Annotated in this window: 17 protein-coding genes; 7 read left to right on the plus strand and 10 right to left on the minus strand. The window is 41.2% G+C overall.

Annotation, left to right across the window (positions count from 1 at the left end):
- Nucleotide 1: 1 nt before the first annotated feature.
- Genes Q0993_RS05970 through rlmD form a run of 3 tightly spaced genes read right to left on the minus strand, consistent with a single transcriptional unit; the run spans nucleotide 2 to nucleotide 2,680 of the window.
- A complete protein-coding gene (locus Q0993_RS05970; RefSeq protein ID WP_299530723.1) occupies nucleotides 2-790 on the minus strand; it encodes a DUF6048 family protein in 789 nt (262 codons plus the stop codon).
- Nucleotides 771-1,268, minus strand: a complete 498-nt coding sequence (locus Q0993_RS05975) for a DUF6452 family protein (protein WP_299530726.1) — start codon at nucleotides 1,266-1,268, stop codon at nucleotides 771-773. The genes Q0993_RS05970 and Q0993_RS05975 overlap by 20 nt, the downstream gene beginning before the upstream one ends.
- The gene (gene rlmD / locus Q0993_RS05980; RefSeq protein ID WP_299530728.1) at nucleotides 1,265-2,680 is read right to left on the minus strand and encodes a 23S rRNA (uracil(1939)-C(5))-methyltransferase RlmD; all 1,416 of its coding nucleotides are present in this window, start codon (nucleotides 2,678-2,680) and stop codon (nucleotides 1,265-1,267) included. Before rlmD ends, Q0993_RS05975 begins: the two co-directional genes overlap by 4 nt.
- Before the next feature lie 123 nt (nucleotides 2,681-2,803).
- Between rlmD and Q0993_RS05985 the strand changes: the two genes are divergently transcribed.
- From Q0993_RS05985 to rocD, 3 genes are all read left to right on the plus strand, one after another.
- Nucleotides 2,804-3,337 (plus strand): RNA polymerase sigma factor, encoded by a 534-nt coding sequence (locus tag Q0993_RS05985; protein ID WP_299530730.1) that lies wholly within the window; start codon nucleotides 2,804-2,806, stop codon nucleotides 3,335-3,337.
- 4 nt (nucleotides 3,338-3,341) lie between these two features.
- A complete protein-coding gene (locus tag Q0993_RS05990) occupies nucleotides 3,342-3,728 on the plus strand; it encodes a DUF6768 family protein (protein ID WP_299530732.1) in 387 nt (128 codons plus the stop codon).
- Nucleotides 3,729-3,832: 104 nt separating this feature from the next.
- Entirely contained in the window at nucleotides 3,833-5,110 is a 1,278-nt protein-coding gene (gene rocD / locus Q0993_RS05995) for an ornithine--oxo-acid transaminase (RefSeq protein ID WP_299530735.1), read from the plus strand.
- Nucleotides 5,111-5,260: 150 nt separating this feature from the next.
- Here rocD and Q0993_RS06000 read toward each other — a convergent pair whose 3' ends face one another.
- Genes Q0993_RS06000 through Q0993_RS06010 form a run of 3 tightly spaced genes read right to left on the minus strand, consistent with a single transcriptional unit; the run spans nucleotide 5,261 to nucleotide 6,231 of the window.
- Nucleotides 5,261-5,572 (minus strand): CCC motif membrane protein, encoded by a 312-nt coding sequence (locus tag Q0993_RS06000; RefSeq protein ID WP_299530738.1) that lies wholly within the window; start codon nucleotides 5,570-5,572, stop codon nucleotides 5,261-5,263.
- A 1-nt stretch (nucleotide 5,573) separates the two neighbouring features.
- The gene (locus tag Q0993_RS06005; protein ID WP_299530741.1) at nucleotides 5,574-5,909 is read right to left on the minus strand and encodes a CCC motif membrane protein; all 336 of its coding nucleotides are present in this window, start codon (nucleotides 5,907-5,909) and stop codon (nucleotides 5,574-5,576) included.
- Nucleotides 5,910-5,925: 16 nt separating this feature from the next.
- Nucleotides 5,926-6,231, minus strand: a complete 306-nt coding sequence (locus tag Q0993_RS06010; RefSeq protein ID WP_299530744.1) for a DUF2752 domain-containing protein — start codon at nucleotides 6,229-6,231, stop codon at nucleotides 5,926-5,928.
- Between the two features lie 61 nt (nucleotides 6,232-6,292).
- On the opposite strand from Q0993_RS06010, the gene Q0993_RS06015 reads away from it, so the two are divergent.
- Entirely contained in the window at nucleotides 6,293-6,835 is a 543-nt protein-coding gene (locus Q0993_RS06015; protein ID WP_299530746.1) for a Smr/MutS family protein, read from the plus strand.
- 14 nt (nucleotides 6,836-6,849) lie between these two features.
- Here the strand turns inward: Q0993_RS06015 and Q0993_RS06020 are convergent, their stop codons facing one another.
- A complete protein-coding gene (locus Q0993_RS06020) occupies nucleotides 6,850-7,347 on the minus strand; it encodes a hypothetical protein (protein ID WP_299530749.1) in 498 nt (165 codons plus the stop codon).
- 101 nt (nucleotides 7,348-7,448) lie between these two features.
- Here Q0993_RS06020 and Q0993_RS06025 point away from each other — a divergent pair, with 101 nt between their 5' ends.
- Nucleotides 7,449-8,597 (plus strand): cysteine desulfurase family protein, encoded by a 1,149-nt coding sequence (locus Q0993_RS06025; protein ID WP_299530752.1) that lies wholly within the window; start codon nucleotides 7,449-7,451, stop codon nucleotides 8,595-8,597.
- Here Q0993_RS06025 and Q0993_RS06030 read toward each other — a convergent pair.
- The 3 genes from Q0993_RS06030 to Q0993_RS06040 are packed head-to-tail and all read right to left on the minus strand — an operon-like array spanning nucleotide 8,594 to nucleotide 13,466.
- On the minus strand, nucleotides 8,594-9,253 hold the full coding sequence (locus tag Q0993_RS06030) for a hypothetical protein (RefSeq protein WP_299530754.1): 660 nt from the start codon (nucleotides 9,251-9,253) through the stop codon (nucleotides 8,594-8,596). The genes Q0993_RS06025 and Q0993_RS06030 overlap by 4 nt on opposite strands.
- A gap of 47 nt (nucleotides 9,254-9,300) precedes the next feature.
- Nucleotides 9,301-11,736, minus strand: coding sequence for a TonB-dependent receptor (locus Q0993_RS06035; protein WP_299530790.1), 2,436 nt, complete (start codon nucleotides 11,734-11,736; stop codon nucleotides 9,301-9,303).
- A 38-nt stretch (nucleotides 11,737-11,774) separates the two neighbouring features.
- Nucleotides 11,775-13,466: a M23 family metallopeptidase gene (locus tag Q0993_RS06040; RefSeq protein ID WP_299530756.1), complete on the minus strand. Its 1,692-nt coding sequence runs from the start codon at nucleotides 13,464-13,466 to the stop codon at nucleotides 11,775-11,777.
- A gap of 191 nt (nucleotides 13,467-13,657) precedes the next feature.
- On the opposite strand from Q0993_RS06040, the gene Q0993_RS06045 reads away from it, so the two are divergent.
- Nucleotides 13,658-13,948, plus strand: coding sequence for a hypothetical protein (locus Q0993_RS06045; protein ID WP_299530758.1), 291 nt, complete (start codon nucleotides 13,658-13,660; stop codon nucleotides 13,946-13,948).
- Between the two features lie 15 nt (nucleotides 13,949-13,963).
- Nucleotides 13,964-14,260: a cell division protein ZapA gene (locus tag Q0993_RS06050; RefSeq protein WP_299530760.1), complete on the plus strand. Its 297-nt coding sequence runs from the start codon at nucleotides 13,964-13,966 to the stop codon at nucleotides 14,258-14,260.
- Nucleotides 14,261-14,310: the final 50 nt, after the last annotated feature.

A 14,310-nucleotide genomic window follows, 5' to 3' on the forward strand; every position in this document is an offset into this window, starting at 1 on the left:
TTCATTCCTCGCTTTCTTCTTCCACTGTTTCCTTAGGTTTTTTGGCCTTTTTGTACAATGGAATTAGATAGGAAATGGAATAATTGTAACCAACGCCAAATTTACTTCCTTCGGTAACCTTGTTAAATCCCGGGATAAATAAATTGGGGAAAGGCTCCTCATTCGGATCACTGAATAAAAAGCCCAAGCGAATACTCCCCCCGAGATAAATATTGGCGAAAAGCTCTACTTTGGTCCCAAAAACGAATTCGATCCAGGATTGTGTTCTACCACTAAATTCCTGCACTTCAGTGGAGCCCGGAGCAAATTGATCTCGGCTCCAATATCGATTACTCTCGTAAAAACGAAAGCTATTTACGGTTTGGCTAAAACTGCTGACAGCAAAGCGTCCGCCGACAAAAATGGAATTGTTCATTCCATACCAGTTTTCATAGGTATTGTAATCCACGCCCAATTTTAGATAACTACCCGAAGTGGTAAAATCATAAAGTTCCGCATCGTTCGGGACATCTATACCCCCCAATTCCTCTATTCTGGTCTTCTCCTCGTTGCCCAATTCCGCAGCCAAATATAATTTTTGCCCCAACCGGTAATCACCTACAACTTCAAAGCCCGTATAATTATCCTGAAAAAAAGTCACTATAGGACGGCTGAGATCTATACCTACCCTAAGGCCGTAAGGCTGTTCATAGACCACCGTATCCTTGGGCTGAAGATCAATAGGCTCTTGTTGCGCTTTTATTGGCACAAGGCCTAGCAAAAAAAACAGGCTAATGAAATATCTTGACATGTGCCGCGGTTGAATTTTCCACTAGGGGAGTAATTATTTGTATTTCATTTATCCAAGGAGCATCCCCTTCCGAGCTTGCGGAACCTTCCAGTCCGTCATAGTTGGCCACAAATCCACATGCCCTGGAAACAAACACTTCCTGTACTTCATATGAAAATGTAAGTACATCGAAATTAGTGGGATCATCTTCCCCCAGTTGTTGGGAAATCAGAAAGGATGTGTTGTTCTCGGCCACTCGTAGTGGCAAGGCAATCGAATCCAAGGAGGCATTGGACAAGATTTCCAAGGTATCGGTCCCAATAATTAAACCATTTACCTGCAGGCCGGGTACTTCCTTGGTCTGTGTGATATCTTGGGAGTCAAAGAAACGAATGATCAGCAGAGGCGTATCGCCATCTACACAGATATCATCCTTTTCACAGGCGGAAAACGAGATAATTCCCAATAGAAAAACTAAAACTACAGTGGTTTTCTTCATAGGCCCAGCTTCTCCAAAAGTACAACATTTTCCACGTGGTGGGTCTGTGGAAACATATCCACGGGTTGTATTCGGGTTATTTTATACTTTTCCTTCATCAGTTCCAAATCCCTGGCCTGGGTAGCGCTATTGCAACTTACATATACTACTTTTTTTGGAGCGATATCCATAATTTGCCGTACCACATCCTTATGCATGCCATCACGTGGAGGATCGGTTATGAGTACATCTGGATTTCCATTTTCTACAATGAATTTTTCATCAAAGACCGCTTTCATATCCCCCACAAAAAAATTGACATTGTCTATCCCGTTGCGTTTTGCATTTTCCTTGGCATTGTCGATGGCTTCGGGAACCGCTTCAATGCCAATAACCTTTTTCGCATTTTTTGCAACAAACTGGGCTATGGTCCCTGTCCCGGTATAAAGATCGTATACCAATTCTTCTCCGGTGAGGGCTGCAAAATCCCTGACTAGTTTATACAGTTCATAGGCCTGTTCGGAATTTGTTTGATAAAATGATTTTGCATCTATCTTAAAACTAAGGCCTTCCATTTCTTCCAAAATATAATCACGACCCGAATGACGGAGCACTTCTTGATCATAAATGGTATCGTTCCGCTTTTGATTGATAACATATAGGAGCGATGTAATTTCGGGAAAACTCTTGCTCAAATAATCGAGAAGTAAATTCCTTTTTACCGTATCATCGTCAAAAAACTGAATCAGTACCATAACCTCGCCTGTGGAAGAAGTCCGTATCATTAAGGTCCGTAATTGCCCGTGTTGTTCTCGAGGATTAAAGAAGGAGAGCTCATGCGTTACGGCAAATTCCTTGACCGCCCTGCGAATGGCATTGGAGGGGTCGGGCTGCAGGTGGCAGGTTTCAATGTCCAAAATTTTGTCCCACATACCTGGAATATGAAATCCTAAGGCATTTTTGTTGGTAATCTCCTCATCGGATTGAATTTCCTCCAAAGTCAACCAACGGCTATCCGAAAAAGAAAATTCCATTTTGTTACGATAGAAATACGTATTATTCGAACCTATTATGGGGGATATTTCAGGGAGTTCCAAATGTCCGATGCGCCTGAGGTTGTTTTCCACTTCCCGCTGTTTGTAGTACAACTGGTGGGCATAATCCATATGCTGCCATTTACAACCACCACATACACCGAAATGTTGACACACCGGTTCCGTTCGTTTGTCCGAAAGGGAATGAAAATTGATGGCCACTCCTTCAAAGAATGATTTTCTTTTTTTGAGGGTCTGTACATCCACAATATCCCCGGGTACGGCATTGGTTAAAAAAATTACCCGGCCATCGGGCGCCTTGCCTATGGCTTTGCCCTTGGCACCTGCATCTATTACTTCAATGTTCTCAAAAAAACGACGGGCGGATTTTTTACGCATTGGACAAAAGTACTAATCGGATTGTATTTATAAGGGGTATCTTTAAAAGGAATACTATTAAAAAAAGTTAAAAAATAATGAACCTTTTTGACTTTTTTAGGTCTATGGTATAGAAGGTATACTATGAACCCGAACAAGATATTTGATGCTTTGCTGGTATTGCAATCCCAATCAGGGAGCAAAAAGGCCCTTGGACTATTGGTAAAGCGATACCATGGTAAGTTATGTAGGCATTCTTACTGGTATACCCATGATTTGGATGCGGCTAAGGACATTGTACAAGATAGTTGGAGCGTCATCATTACGAAGTTACCCAATATTAGGGACCCCAATGCCTTTGGAAGTTGGGCCATGCGAATCGTTACTCGGAAATCGTTGGATTTTCTCAACCGAAATAAAAGCGATAGGGAAAAATTACGGTTCTACCACAAGACACAGCAGGATTTGGATACGGCGGAGGATAAAGAATCCGATTTGATCCAACTTGAAAAAGCCATAAAACAATTGCCAAATACCCAACAGGTGGTACTGCGATTGTTTTATACCGAGGAATATTCCTTAAAGGAAATAAGTGCCATTCTAGAAATATCCACGGGAACGGTGAAATCACGATTATTTCATGCCCGGGAAAAATTAAAAACAATTCTTAAAAAATAGACGGATGAAAACAGAAAAGGAAAAAATTGATGAACTGATCAAGGAAACCCTAGATAGGGAAGAAGCTAAATTTTACGACCAATTGGAAGAGCAAGATCTTTTTGGAAAAATGGGTGGGGTCTATAAAAGTAAACTGGGGTGGTTGGCCATTCTTATGAACATTGTGCACCTCATCGTTTTTGCCTTGTTCGTTTACTGCGTTGTCCAATTTTTCAATACTACGGATACCAATTCGCTTATCAAATGGTCGTCGGGAGGGTTCCTTTGTATGATTGTTATGGGTATGTTGAAACTTTTTGTTTGGATGCAGATGGATAAAAACGATATGCTACGGGAATTAAAGCGGTTGGAGCTCCAGATAGCGGCATTATCACATCGGTTGGACAAATAATTGGAAAATAGTCCATAATATTTATTAATTTTACGCCGCTACAAAGGATGATTTCTCTCCCAAAGAAGGAATTGCTATAGTCTCATTTAAAGGTATTTATCATCATGTCGGTTATAAGCAGTATTACTTCCAAGGACGCTATTGCATTGGAGCAAAAATATGGAGCACAAAATTATCATCCCTTGCCCGTAGTGCTCAGCAGGGGAGAAGGTGTATACGTTTGGGACATTGAGGGACGTAAATATTATGATTTCCTTTCTGCCTATTCTGCTGTGAACCAAGGGCACTGCCATCCCAAAATCATAAATGCTCTAAAGGAGCAGGCCGAAAATTTGACCCTTACCTCACGGGCATTTTACAATGATATGCTAGGCAGGTATGAGAAATATGTTACGGAGTATTTTGGGTTTGATAAGGTGCTCCCCATGAATACAGGGGCGGAGGCTGTTGAAACGGCCATTAAATTGGCGCGTAAATGGGGTTATGAAAAAAAAGGGATCCATGCAAATAGGGCAAAAATCATCGTTTGTCAAAATAATTTTCATGGAAGGACCATAACCATCATATCGGCCTCCAACGATCCGGTGGCTACGGAAAACTTTGGACCCTATACTCCGGGAATCGTTTCTATTCGATACAATGACCTGAATGCACTCCAAGAAGTTTTGAAAGATGGGGACGTAGCCGGGTTTTTGGTAGAACCCATACAGGGAGAAGCCGGGGTCTATGTGCCGGACGAAACCTACATTAAAGAGGCCCACACTTTATGTAAGGAAAACAATGTACTTTTTATAGCCGATGAAGTCCAAACCGGTATCGCACGTACTGGGAGGTTGCTGGCTACTTGCGGTAATTGCTCCTGCTCCACCAAATTGTGCAATGGTACTCCCGAAGTTAAACCGGATATTTTGATTTTAGGCAAGGCATTGTCGGGAGGGGTATTCCCGGTATCCGCCGTATTAGCAAACACCGAGATCATGGATGTAATACGTCCAGGCAACCACGGATCTACCTTTGGGGGAAATCCATTGGCCTGTGCCGTGGCGATTGCCGCTTTGGAAGTGGTAAAGGAGGAAGGCTTAGCTGAAAATGCAGATTATTTAGGTACTATCTTCAGGAGAGAAATGGAAAAGCTGATACAGCGCACCGATCTTGTAAGGTTAGTTCGGGGAAAGGGGCTTCTGAACGCTATTGTCATCAATGATACCGAAGATAGTTCCACGGCCTGGAATATTTGTTTGGCCTTGAAGGAAAATGGACTTCTGGCCAAACCCACCCATGGAAATATCATTAGATTTGCCCCTCCTCTGGTAATGACCGAAGAACAATTACTGGAATGTATAGCCATTATTTCCAAGACCATACTGGAATTTGAAAAATAAAAACGTTTCTAAAAAGTGAAGAGATGGCACCATCTCTCACAAGGAACACTATCCCAATGCTCAGCAACATCCAAATTGGAGACCTTGGCTTAGCTCAGAACGACCTCTATTAATACTCTTTTTAGAAACGTTTTTCAATATTTTCATCTTCTAAAGTCCAGAGCCAAATCCATCGGTTCCGATAAAAGCGATTATTGCCCCAAAATACAGAATGATGAAAATTAAATAAATTAAGGCAACGGCCATTCCAATATAAGAGAGAATCCTTCCCGTCTTCACATTTTCATAACCGGTATACATCTCAGGATTGGCCATATACAATTTTTCTGCTTTTTTGGCACTACTGAGGCCAATAATACTGAAAATAATCGCGAAGGGGCCGCAGCATATGAATGCGCCCACCAAGGATATGATTCCCATGGTGAGTGCATTGCTTGCTCCAGGTAATGGGTTTTGATTCATATTATTCCTCAATTCCGTATTGTTCCATCATTTCCCTTACCTGTTCCATATAGGCATCGATACCGCCCATTTGGGAGATGGAATAAATAGTGTATATCAAAGTAGTAATGCCGAGTACCAAGCCAATAATGGCAACGGTCTTGGCCGTTTTGAGTTGACTGAAATTAGAATAATTCCCGGGATTTTCCCTATAGGTGTTCTCGTCTTTCCTGGTTAGGAAAAATGCGATTCCGGACATAATGATTCCACCTATACCCGAGCTGCAAAAGCAACAGAGAAAGGATACGATTCCCAATACCAATGCTATGGTGACATTCGGTAATTTTTGTTGTTCCATAATTATAAAGGTTTAGTTAGATAAATTTTAGGATATAATTACCCAATATAAGGCCCACACTCAGTATCATAAGTGCAATAACCCATTTGTTGATATAACGAATCTTAAAAAAGGTGTCCGCCAATAGTAAGCCCAATAAGGGAATAATTGTATAAATGGCAGGGTACATCTGGAAAGCGGCAATAAAATCGCCTTGAAACAATAAAGCCACGGAACGCTGCAATCCGCAACCCGGGCAATCCACTCCCAAAATCTGCTTACTAAAACAGGGAAGCATGTAATCTTCAGCTTGTAAAGGCAATCTCGCTAATAGAACATTCATGCTCTAAATTGATTTTTCACATGAAAAATACCATTATTTTTGGGTATAATAAAATAAAAACATGGAGGATTTGGCCGTTGGTGATGTTGTGGAGGCTCTTGATGATACCATCCGTGGGGTTATCGTTCGAATAGCCCCAAATGAAATTACTATTGAGGACCAAGACGGTTTTTCCTATGAATATGCTCCCAAAGAATTGATAAAGGTTTCCGGTAGGATTTCAGTAACCAATGATGAAGTCGCCCAAGTAAAGGCGCAAAAAGGGCCTAATACCAAAACGGCAAGGAAAACCCCGAAGCCCAAGGAAAGGAGTGCACCGAAAATGGAGGTGGATCTGCATATCGATCAGTTGGTGAAATCCTCAAAAGGTATGGCCAATCATGAAATGTTGAACCTTCAAATAGCTACTGCGAAACGCCAATTGGAATTTGCCATACGCAAACGAATCCAAAAAGTGGTTTTTATTCACGGGGTGGGAGAGGGGGTATTACGGGAAGAGCTCAATTATCTATTTAGGCGCTACGAAAACGTGAGGTATTATGATGCGGATTATCAAAAGTATGGTTTAGGCGCCACTGAAGTGTATATCCTGCAAAACTACTGATGGCCTAGTAGCAACTAATTTGTGGTGACCGTGCCAAACTCGTTGATTCTAAGGTCTGTAATTCTTTCGTCCGTACCGGTCACAAATGAAACATTGTCCAGACGAATGGTATGTTCAAAACTCTCGGCATCCAAGGCAACCGTTGAAACAAAGATGCTTCCGCTCTCGGCTTCTATTTCTTCTGTCACCATTGGATCTATGGGAGGAACCGCATCACAAAAGTAACTGTTGGAGACCTGGTCGGAAAAAATTCGGTATACCAATTGCGATTGTCCCGGTATGGTACTCTCAATTTCACCTTCGGAAACCTCGTTTCTTAAAACCCCGTTTTGTAGGGTCAGGATCAGGGCCTCATCATCATTTATCTTGAAAAAAATGGTGCTTTCCGTAGTAACCGTGCTTTCGCAGGTCTGAATATCCACGCTATCAAAATCTATGGTCTCTATGAATAAGTTACCATCATCGCACGAACAAAGTATGGCCAAAATGCTTAAAAGTAAGACTTGTTTCATGGCTCAAATGTAACTGAAATATGTCATAAGTTTATCCCACTTTGACTAGAAATTAACTTTAAATCGGTTAATTTTGGCAAGTTCAATCCAAATAGATTTTGATGGAAAAGGTGTATCTGGACAATGCGGCCACTACTCAGGTAAGAAGTAGTGTAATCCATAAAATGCAAGAGGCCCTCACCCAGTTTTACGGTAACCCTTCTTCCACGCATAGTTTTGGAAGGTCTGCCAAAACAATAGTAGAAAGTGCCCGGAAAACCATCGCCAAATACATGAAGGCACACCCATCGGAAATCATTTTTACCTCGGGAGGAACCGAGGCGGACAATATGATATTACGGAGTGCGGTGCGCGATTTAGGGGTTAAGACCTTAATTACTACGAAAATAGAGCACCATGCCGTACTGCATACTGCACAAGATTTGGAAGAGCAGGAAGGGATAAGTCTCCGATTTGTCCATTTGGATGAATGGGGCAATCCTATACTGTCGCATTTAGAGGAGCTGTTGAAAGAGGGCGATTCCCTAAAATTGGTAAGCCTTATGCACGTGAACAACGAAATTGGGAATAAGATAGCCATTGCCGAGATTTGTAAATTATGCAAGGATTATGGCGCGTTTTTTCATTCGGATACGGTACAATCCATTGGTCACTATCCCTGGGACGTAAAGGAAATCCCGGTTGATTTCCTTACTGCTGCGGCACATAAGTTCCATGGCCCAAAGGGAACCGGTTTTGCATTTATCCGTAAGAACTCTGGTTTACGCCAATTGATTTCCGGTGGTGCCCAGGAACGCGGATTTAGGGCGGGCACGGAATCATTTCATAATATCGTTGGATTGGAGGAAGCTTTTATTTCGGCGTATGATAACTTGGAAAAGGAACAGGCTTACGTAACCGGATTAAAAAAATATTTCGTGGAAAACATACGGAAGGAAATTCCGGGAGTCCAGTTCAACGGGCATTCGGCGGATTTGGAAAAAAGCACCTACACATTGGTCAATGTGCGTTTGCCCTTAGATTCCCAGAAAGCAATGCTTCTCCTATTTCATTTGGATATAAAAGGAATTGCTTGCTCCAAAGGCAGTGCCTGCCAATCTGGTAGCGATATGGGATCTCATGTGCTCTCGGAAATACTACCGAACGAGGAGTTGAAAAAGCCTTCCCTCCGTTTTTCGTTTTCAAAATACAATACCGAAAAGGAGTTGGATTACACCATTCAAGTGTTGAAGGAGTTTATAGCCAATTAGCTTTTGTCTTTTTTTCTATCCCTTCTCTTTTCACGATCATAGGGGAACTTTCGTGCTGCAAGCTTCATCATCCTATCTATAAGGTCATTGGTATTTTTACCCGATTTTTTGGTAATCTTTTTTTCGTATTTCCATAACAATTTACCCGTTGTACCATCACTTATCTTTACGCCTATTCTTCCATAATTGGCGTCACCTAAAAAGTAGTCTATTAAACTGAACTCCTCAGGCACCCCTTTGGAAAGTAAAATGTTCAAATCCAAATTCCCATTGATGATTCCATCCACACCTAGCAATTCACTCAATTGTTTTGTGGTATATACATCAATGTTGGCATAGGAGATGTTGTTTTGGGACAAAAGGGCATTCGTGTTTTTTATGTCTTGGAACTCTACAGAAAATTTTTTCTTTTTCTTTCTTTGGGAAAAATAGGTTTCCAAGGCATTTTGCACCGCATAACCTTCCTTTTCCTCCAATTTCTTTAACTCATCCCTGGAGATTTCCTCCTTAAGGTCCAATTTGGTAATAAAAGGTACAATAGCCAGGATTTGATGTTCATCGCTTAGGGCATCGAATTTATCACTCTCATAAATATTTTTTTGGGCATGTACGAAACCAACAGTTAGAAGCAGTGCAAAAAAAAGGATATTCCTCATGAATCAGAAAAAATGTAACGTAATCATATAATTATCCGTATGAACTTTTAAAAGCTCATACTAAGACGTAGGTTCAAGACCCGTGCTGTCATAAAATTTGGAACGGCAAACTGTTGTTTGCTATCCACATCCCTGACCCAAGTATTAGTAATAGAATTTTGATTGTTAAATAGATTGAATACCTCAACCCCCATACTTAACTCCTTAAAACTATGTAACCAATGGTCTTTTGGATACCTTCTGTCCCGATTTACAAAAATATGGGAAATTCCCAGATCTGCCCTTCTGTAATCTCTTAATCTATTCTGAAAAATATAGGGATCGGCATAGCTCGGGGAACCTCCGGGCACTCCCGTGTTGTAAACCAAGTTTAGATACATTCTCAAGTTAGGGATGTCCGGGATGTAATCTTGGAACAGAACTCCCAATTTTAGCCGTTGGTCGGTAGGTCTGGAAATATAGCCCCGATTATTTATGTTTTCCTCCGTTTTAAGATAGCCGATACTTACCCAAGATTCCGTTCCCGGCACAAAAGCACCGCTCATTCGTAGTTCTCCACCATAGACATATGCCTTTGCGCTGTTGTTTGCCCTATATCGGATGCGAACATCCTCCAAGGTATACGGATTTACATTATCCAGTTTTTTGTAATAAGCTTCCCCGACAAGAGTAAAAGGCCGGTTCCATAGGACAAAGCTATATTCGTTACCCATAACAAAATGAAGTGATTTCTGCGCCTTGACCTCCGGACGTACAATACCCAAACTGTCCCTTAGCTCCCTATAAAAAGGAGGCTGCTGATATATTCCACCGGATATTCTAAAAACCATATCCCTTTCCCAATTAGGTTTTATCGCCAATTGCGCTCTTGGACTAAAAATGGTATGCGACACCTTGGCCACGTTGGCTCCACTAACCGTCCAATGCTGTGAGCGTATTCCAATATTGTAGTAAATCTCATTGCCGTTCCAAGTTTTTCGGTCGCTAAATTGAACAAAACCCGAGAATCGATTGGTCTTTACAAAGTTTCTGGCGTTGATACCCTCAAAGGGAACCAAGGGAGCCGTGAAAGGCTCCTGAGGTTCATTGTTGTTGAACTGCTGAAAAGGAGGACGTACGGAAAACCCGGCCGAATCTATAAACTCGGACTCCCTTAATTGATCTCGGATATCTTCATGGGTGTACGTAACGCCCCATTCCAATGCCTTCGCATTATGCAGGTATTTTCCCTTATGCGAAACATTTAGAATAAGGGCATCCAAGTCGTTACGGGCCCTGTTGATTTGTGAACCCAGACCCCTGGAATTGGTTACTTCGCCCAAGGTTTCGCTCCCTAGGTTAGTATCCACTTCACCCAATTCATATTGTGCAACTACATCCGAATATTCTTCCTCGGTAGTATGATAAATGGATGAGGTAAGTTTTAAGATGATCTTATCGTTCAGAAAGTAATCGCCTTTCAAAGCGGCCAATTGCGTATTATACGTATTGTTTTCCCTACCCTGATAGAAAACAATCAAAGCCCTGGGCTCATTCAAGGTTCCAAAATTAGTCTGTCTATTTAAGGGTTCATTTTGATAATCGTTTCGGGAAATGTTCCCTAGGAAACCCAGTTGGAATTTTTTGGAAAACCTATAGGTCATGTAGCTTTGCACATCTACAAAAACTGGATTGAAATTGGCATTGGTCTGTTGGCTATTTACCAAAAGGCCGTTATTCCGATAGCGAACACCGGAAATACTTGTAAAATTTTTGTCTTTGGAAATAGTTTCCACTACTGCACTTGCCCCTAGAAAACTTAAATCCAACTGCGCCCCAAAAGTGACCGGGTTTTTGTAGGTGATATCCAATACGGAAGACAATTTGTCGCCATATTTAGCTTGAAATCCCCCGGGCGAAAACCTAACATCTTTTGCCATATCACTATTTACGAAACTTAGTCCTTCTTGTTGGGCGGATCGAATAAGGAAAGGACGATACACTTCTATCTCGTTGATGTACACCAAATTCTCATCATAATTTCCTCCACGAACGGAATATTGCGTGCTCAATTCATTATTGGAGGAAACTCCAGGAAGTAGCTTTAATATATTTTCAACCCCTGCATTGGCTCCTGGTATTTTACGCAATTCCTGTGGGGCTAAAATTGCAATGCCCTCAACACTTTTCATTCCCGTCGGGGTTACGGTAATCCCATCAATTTGGATAGTATCCGTCTTCATAATGGGGTTAAATTCGAAGGTCTCGTTTGTGATGAGGATTAAATTCTCAAGAACAACGCTTTTGTGCCCTAAATGCGAAAAGGTAATCGTGGTTTTTTCGTCTGCCACCATTTGTAGCACATAAAACCCATTGGTATCGGAAAATGTACCTGATTTTCCCGAAGAAACGTTAACATTGGATAGCGGTACCTTCTTTTCGTCCAAAACTACACCCGTAATGGTCGCGGTCTGGGCATTTGTGAAAACGACCAGGCCAAACATCAATACGGTGAAAATGTCCTGTAGGCACTTCAAACCTTTTATTTTCTATAAAATATTGTGGATAGCGTATTACTATTTCCGACATTATCAGTTACCACAACCTTAAGCTCGCATTGCTTTTTGTCCAAAATAACATCGTCAAAGTTATATGTAAGGGTTTGGTTTTTAGGCTCATATTCCATTAAAATCCATTCGCCGTTCAAAGTGGCCGAATACGAATCAATACCACTTAAGTCGTCTGCAATGTAAACGCTTAGATAACGATAATTGTTGAGCCACTGTTTTTCTTTGAAATTTTTTGTACGGATTTTTGGAGCTAAAGTGTCCTTGGCCAACGTGTAGGTGCCAAGATTTCGCGTTCTAGTGGTAAAAACATTCCCTCTTTTATAAGTAGAGGTATAATTGGGCCTAAGTTTTTTATCCAGACGTGCTATAAATAACTGTTTGCGCTCATCTTCCTGGTACTTTGAAGTGTCAAAGGTTATTGTGAAATTGCGGTGTGCAGGAACGGTATTGCTATGAATTTTTACCGTATCCCTTCCTTTTTGCAAGTCCAAGTAAAAATCTTCATAAAAAGTGTTGGCCGGAAAATATACTTTGGCCGCTCCCAAGTCATAGTTATTTGGTTTTTTGGCGATAACGAAATAATCGGTCTTTTTTTCTTCCCTGTCCTTGATGACCGGCTCCCGCTTGCCCTCAATCGGGATGCGTAACTTAACCTGGTTACCTTCAAAATCTTTGATCAACAACTCAACGTTATAACTTAAACCCTCTCGGACCACGATTTTCCCATCGTTATAAAGAGTGTTGTAAATACTAAGCCTATTTCCGGGAGACCTAAAGCACTTTTGGATACGCTGCTTGTATTTTCCGAAATGGTCGTAATCGATCAATGTATTGATATATCGGGTTTCGGAAAATGAAAATTTCTCAAAACTATAGTCGGAATATATCTTGCCATTCACCAATTGTTGTACGGAGTAAACCCCGTTTTTATTGGCTGCCATATCCTGTCTATCATATCCAATAAAACCAAAACCGATCGTGCCTACTGCCCGAACTTTATCCGCAACAAAGGTACCATCCAGTTGTTTTGAAAAATTGATCTGTATTTTACTTCCGCTCTGGTTGATCACGGCATCATCTGAAATAGGATATCCATATAGTTTTCGTAATGTAGGGTTGGTAGCATCCCTTACTTCGTAGCCGTATAGCAAGGGATTTGTGGGTTTTTCAGATATACTGCTGCGAATCTCAAAATGGAGGTGCGGTCCAGAAGATCCCCCGGTATTTCCACTGTAGGCAATCAACTCTCCTTTTTCTACCTTAAGTTCTCCATAATCCGGGAACACCTCCACCTCATAGGATCTTTTTTGGTATTGTATTTCTTTGATGTACTTCTCTAAGTTGGGCGAAAATTTTTGAAGGTGTCCATAAACCGAGGTATATCCATTTGGGTGTGCTACATAAATAACCTTGCCATATCCCCAATGCGATATTTTGATACGCGTTACGCTCCCGTCTTCAATAGCATAAATGGGAAGACCTTGGCGTTGTTGGGTCTTTATATCGATGCCTGCATGAAAATGGTTCGAACGCAATTCCCCAAAAGTTCCTGCCAAAATCAAAGGGATGCCCATGGGCGATCCAAAGGCCTCCTTGGGATAATTTTCCTGCCCCCAAAAGGCCATGTAACTTAGCAAGAGTATTCCTAAAATAATTTTTCGCATAATCTGAATATGTAGGTACGAAAGTAATTAATCGCCTTGAATCCCTAAAAGCACATCGACCCGAATAAACACATACCATAGTACTCAACGATTTATGACCAATTAAAGTATTACTTCAAGAATAATTGAAAAAAGTATTGCTAAGTCGTTAGATGTATGTTAACTTTGTGTAACATGCATTGAATAGCTACATGAGCGAATTGGTACAAATTGTTGATTCCTTGGAGAACAAAATTAGCAAGTTGTTGCACAAAATGGAATTACTCCAGCAAGCCAATTCAAAGCTTGAAAATGAATTGCTAGCCTTAAAAAACGATAGGGATCAGGTTGTTGATTCCGTCGCGGAATGGCAGGAGAAATATAATTCGCTAAAACTTGCTAATTCAATGCTGGGCAGTAATACAAATAAAACAGAAGCTAAGCTTAAGATAAACACATTAATCCGGGAACTGGACCATTGTATAGCCCAATTAGCGGAATAATGTTCAATTGTTATAATGCAAGAAAGGTTAAAGATCAAACTTTCAATTGCAGATAGGGTATATCCCTTGACGATAGACCCTTCCCAAGAGGAAGGACTGCGAAAGGCGGCCAAAAATATCGAACAACTGGCCAAGAAGTTTGAGCAGAATTATGCCGTACGGGATAAACAAGATGTGCTTGCCATGTGCGCCCTGCAGTTTGCCTCTAAAATAGAGCAAAGGGGTATTGATCAATCGGAGGGCACTAAGAAGGCCAAAGAACGCCTAAGGGCTTTGGACGATCTTGTAAATTCCAAACTAAGCTTCAAATAAGTTCTTTTAAATATATTGTTACTGCCCACATTGGTATTATCTTTTGACGA

This window comes from Ulvibacterium sp. (genome assembly GCF_028285715.1).
In the GTDB taxonomy this organism is placed as follows: domain Bacteria; phylum Bacteroidota; class Bacteroidia; order Flavobacteriales; family Flavobacteriaceae; genus Ulvibacterium.

Bases quoted from the DNA above. Each gene is read 5' to 3' on its own strand.
- Q0993_RS06040 (WP_299530756.1), bottom strand. From the start codon at position 13,466: ATGCGAAAAATTATTTTAGGAATACTCTTGCTAAGTTACATGGCCTTT.
- rlmD (WP_299530728.1), bottom strand. From the start codon at position 2,680: ATGCGTAAAAAATCCGCCCGTCGTTTTTTTGAGAACATTGAAGTAATA.
- Q0993_RS06025 (WP_299530752.1), top strand. From the start codon at position 7,449: ATGGAAAAGGTGTATCTGGACAATGCGGCCACTACTCAGGTAAGAAGT.
- Q0993_RS06015 (WP_299530746.1), top strand. From the start codon at position 6,293: ATGGAGGATTTGGCCGTTGGTGATGTTGTGGAGGCTCTTGATGATACC.
- Q0993_RS05985 (WP_299530730.1), top strand. From the start codon at position 2,804: ATGAACCCGAACAAGATATTTGATGCTTTGCTGGTATTGCAATCCCAA.
- Q0993_RS06035 (WP_299530790.1), bottom strand. From the start codon at position 11,736: ATGTTTGGCCTGGTCGTTTTCACAAATGCCCAGACCGCGACCATTACG.
- Q0993_RS06020 (WP_299530749.1), bottom strand. From the start codon at position 7,347: ATGAAACAAGTCTTACTTTTAAGCATTTTGGCCATACTTTGTTCGTGC.
- Q0993_RS05970 (WP_299530723.1), bottom strand. From the start codon at position 790: ATGTCAAGATATTTCATTAGCCTGTTTTTTTTGCTAGGCCTTGTGCCA.
- Q0993_RS06005 (WP_299530741.1), bottom strand. From the start codon at position 5,909: ATGGAACAACAAAAATTACCGAATGTCACCATAGCATTGGTATTGGGA.
- Q0993_RS05975 (WP_299530726.1), bottom strand. From the start codon at position 1,268: ATGAAGAAAACCACTGTAGTTTTAGTTTTTCTATTGGGAATTATCTCG.
- Q0993_RS05990 (WP_299530732.1), top strand. From the start codon at position 3,342: ATGAAAACAGAAAAGGAAAAAATTGATGAACTGATCAAGGAAACCCTA.
- Q0993_RS06045 (WP_299530758.1), top strand. From the start codon at position 13,658: ATGAGCGAATTGGTACAAATTGTTGATTCCTTGGAGAACAAAATTAGC.
- rocD (WP_299530735.1), top strand. From the start codon at position 3,833: ATGTCGGTTATAAGCAGTATTACTTCCAAGGACGCTATTGCATTGGAG.
- Q0993_RS06030 (WP_299530754.1), bottom strand. From the start codon at position 9,253: ATGAGGAATATCCTTTTTTTTGCACTGCTTCTAACTGTTGGTTTCGTA.
- Q0993_RS06050 (WP_299530760.1), top strand. From the start codon at position 13,964: ATGCAAGAAAGGTTAAAGATCAAACTTTCAATTGCAGATAGGGTATAT.
- Q0993_RS06000 (WP_299530738.1), bottom strand. From the start codon at position 5,572: ATGAATCAAAACCCATTACCTGGAGCAAGCAATGCACTCACCATGGGA.
- Q0993_RS06010 (WP_299530744.1), bottom strand. From the start codon at position 6,231: ATGAATGTTCTATTAGCGAGATTGCCTTTACAAGCTGAAGATTACATG.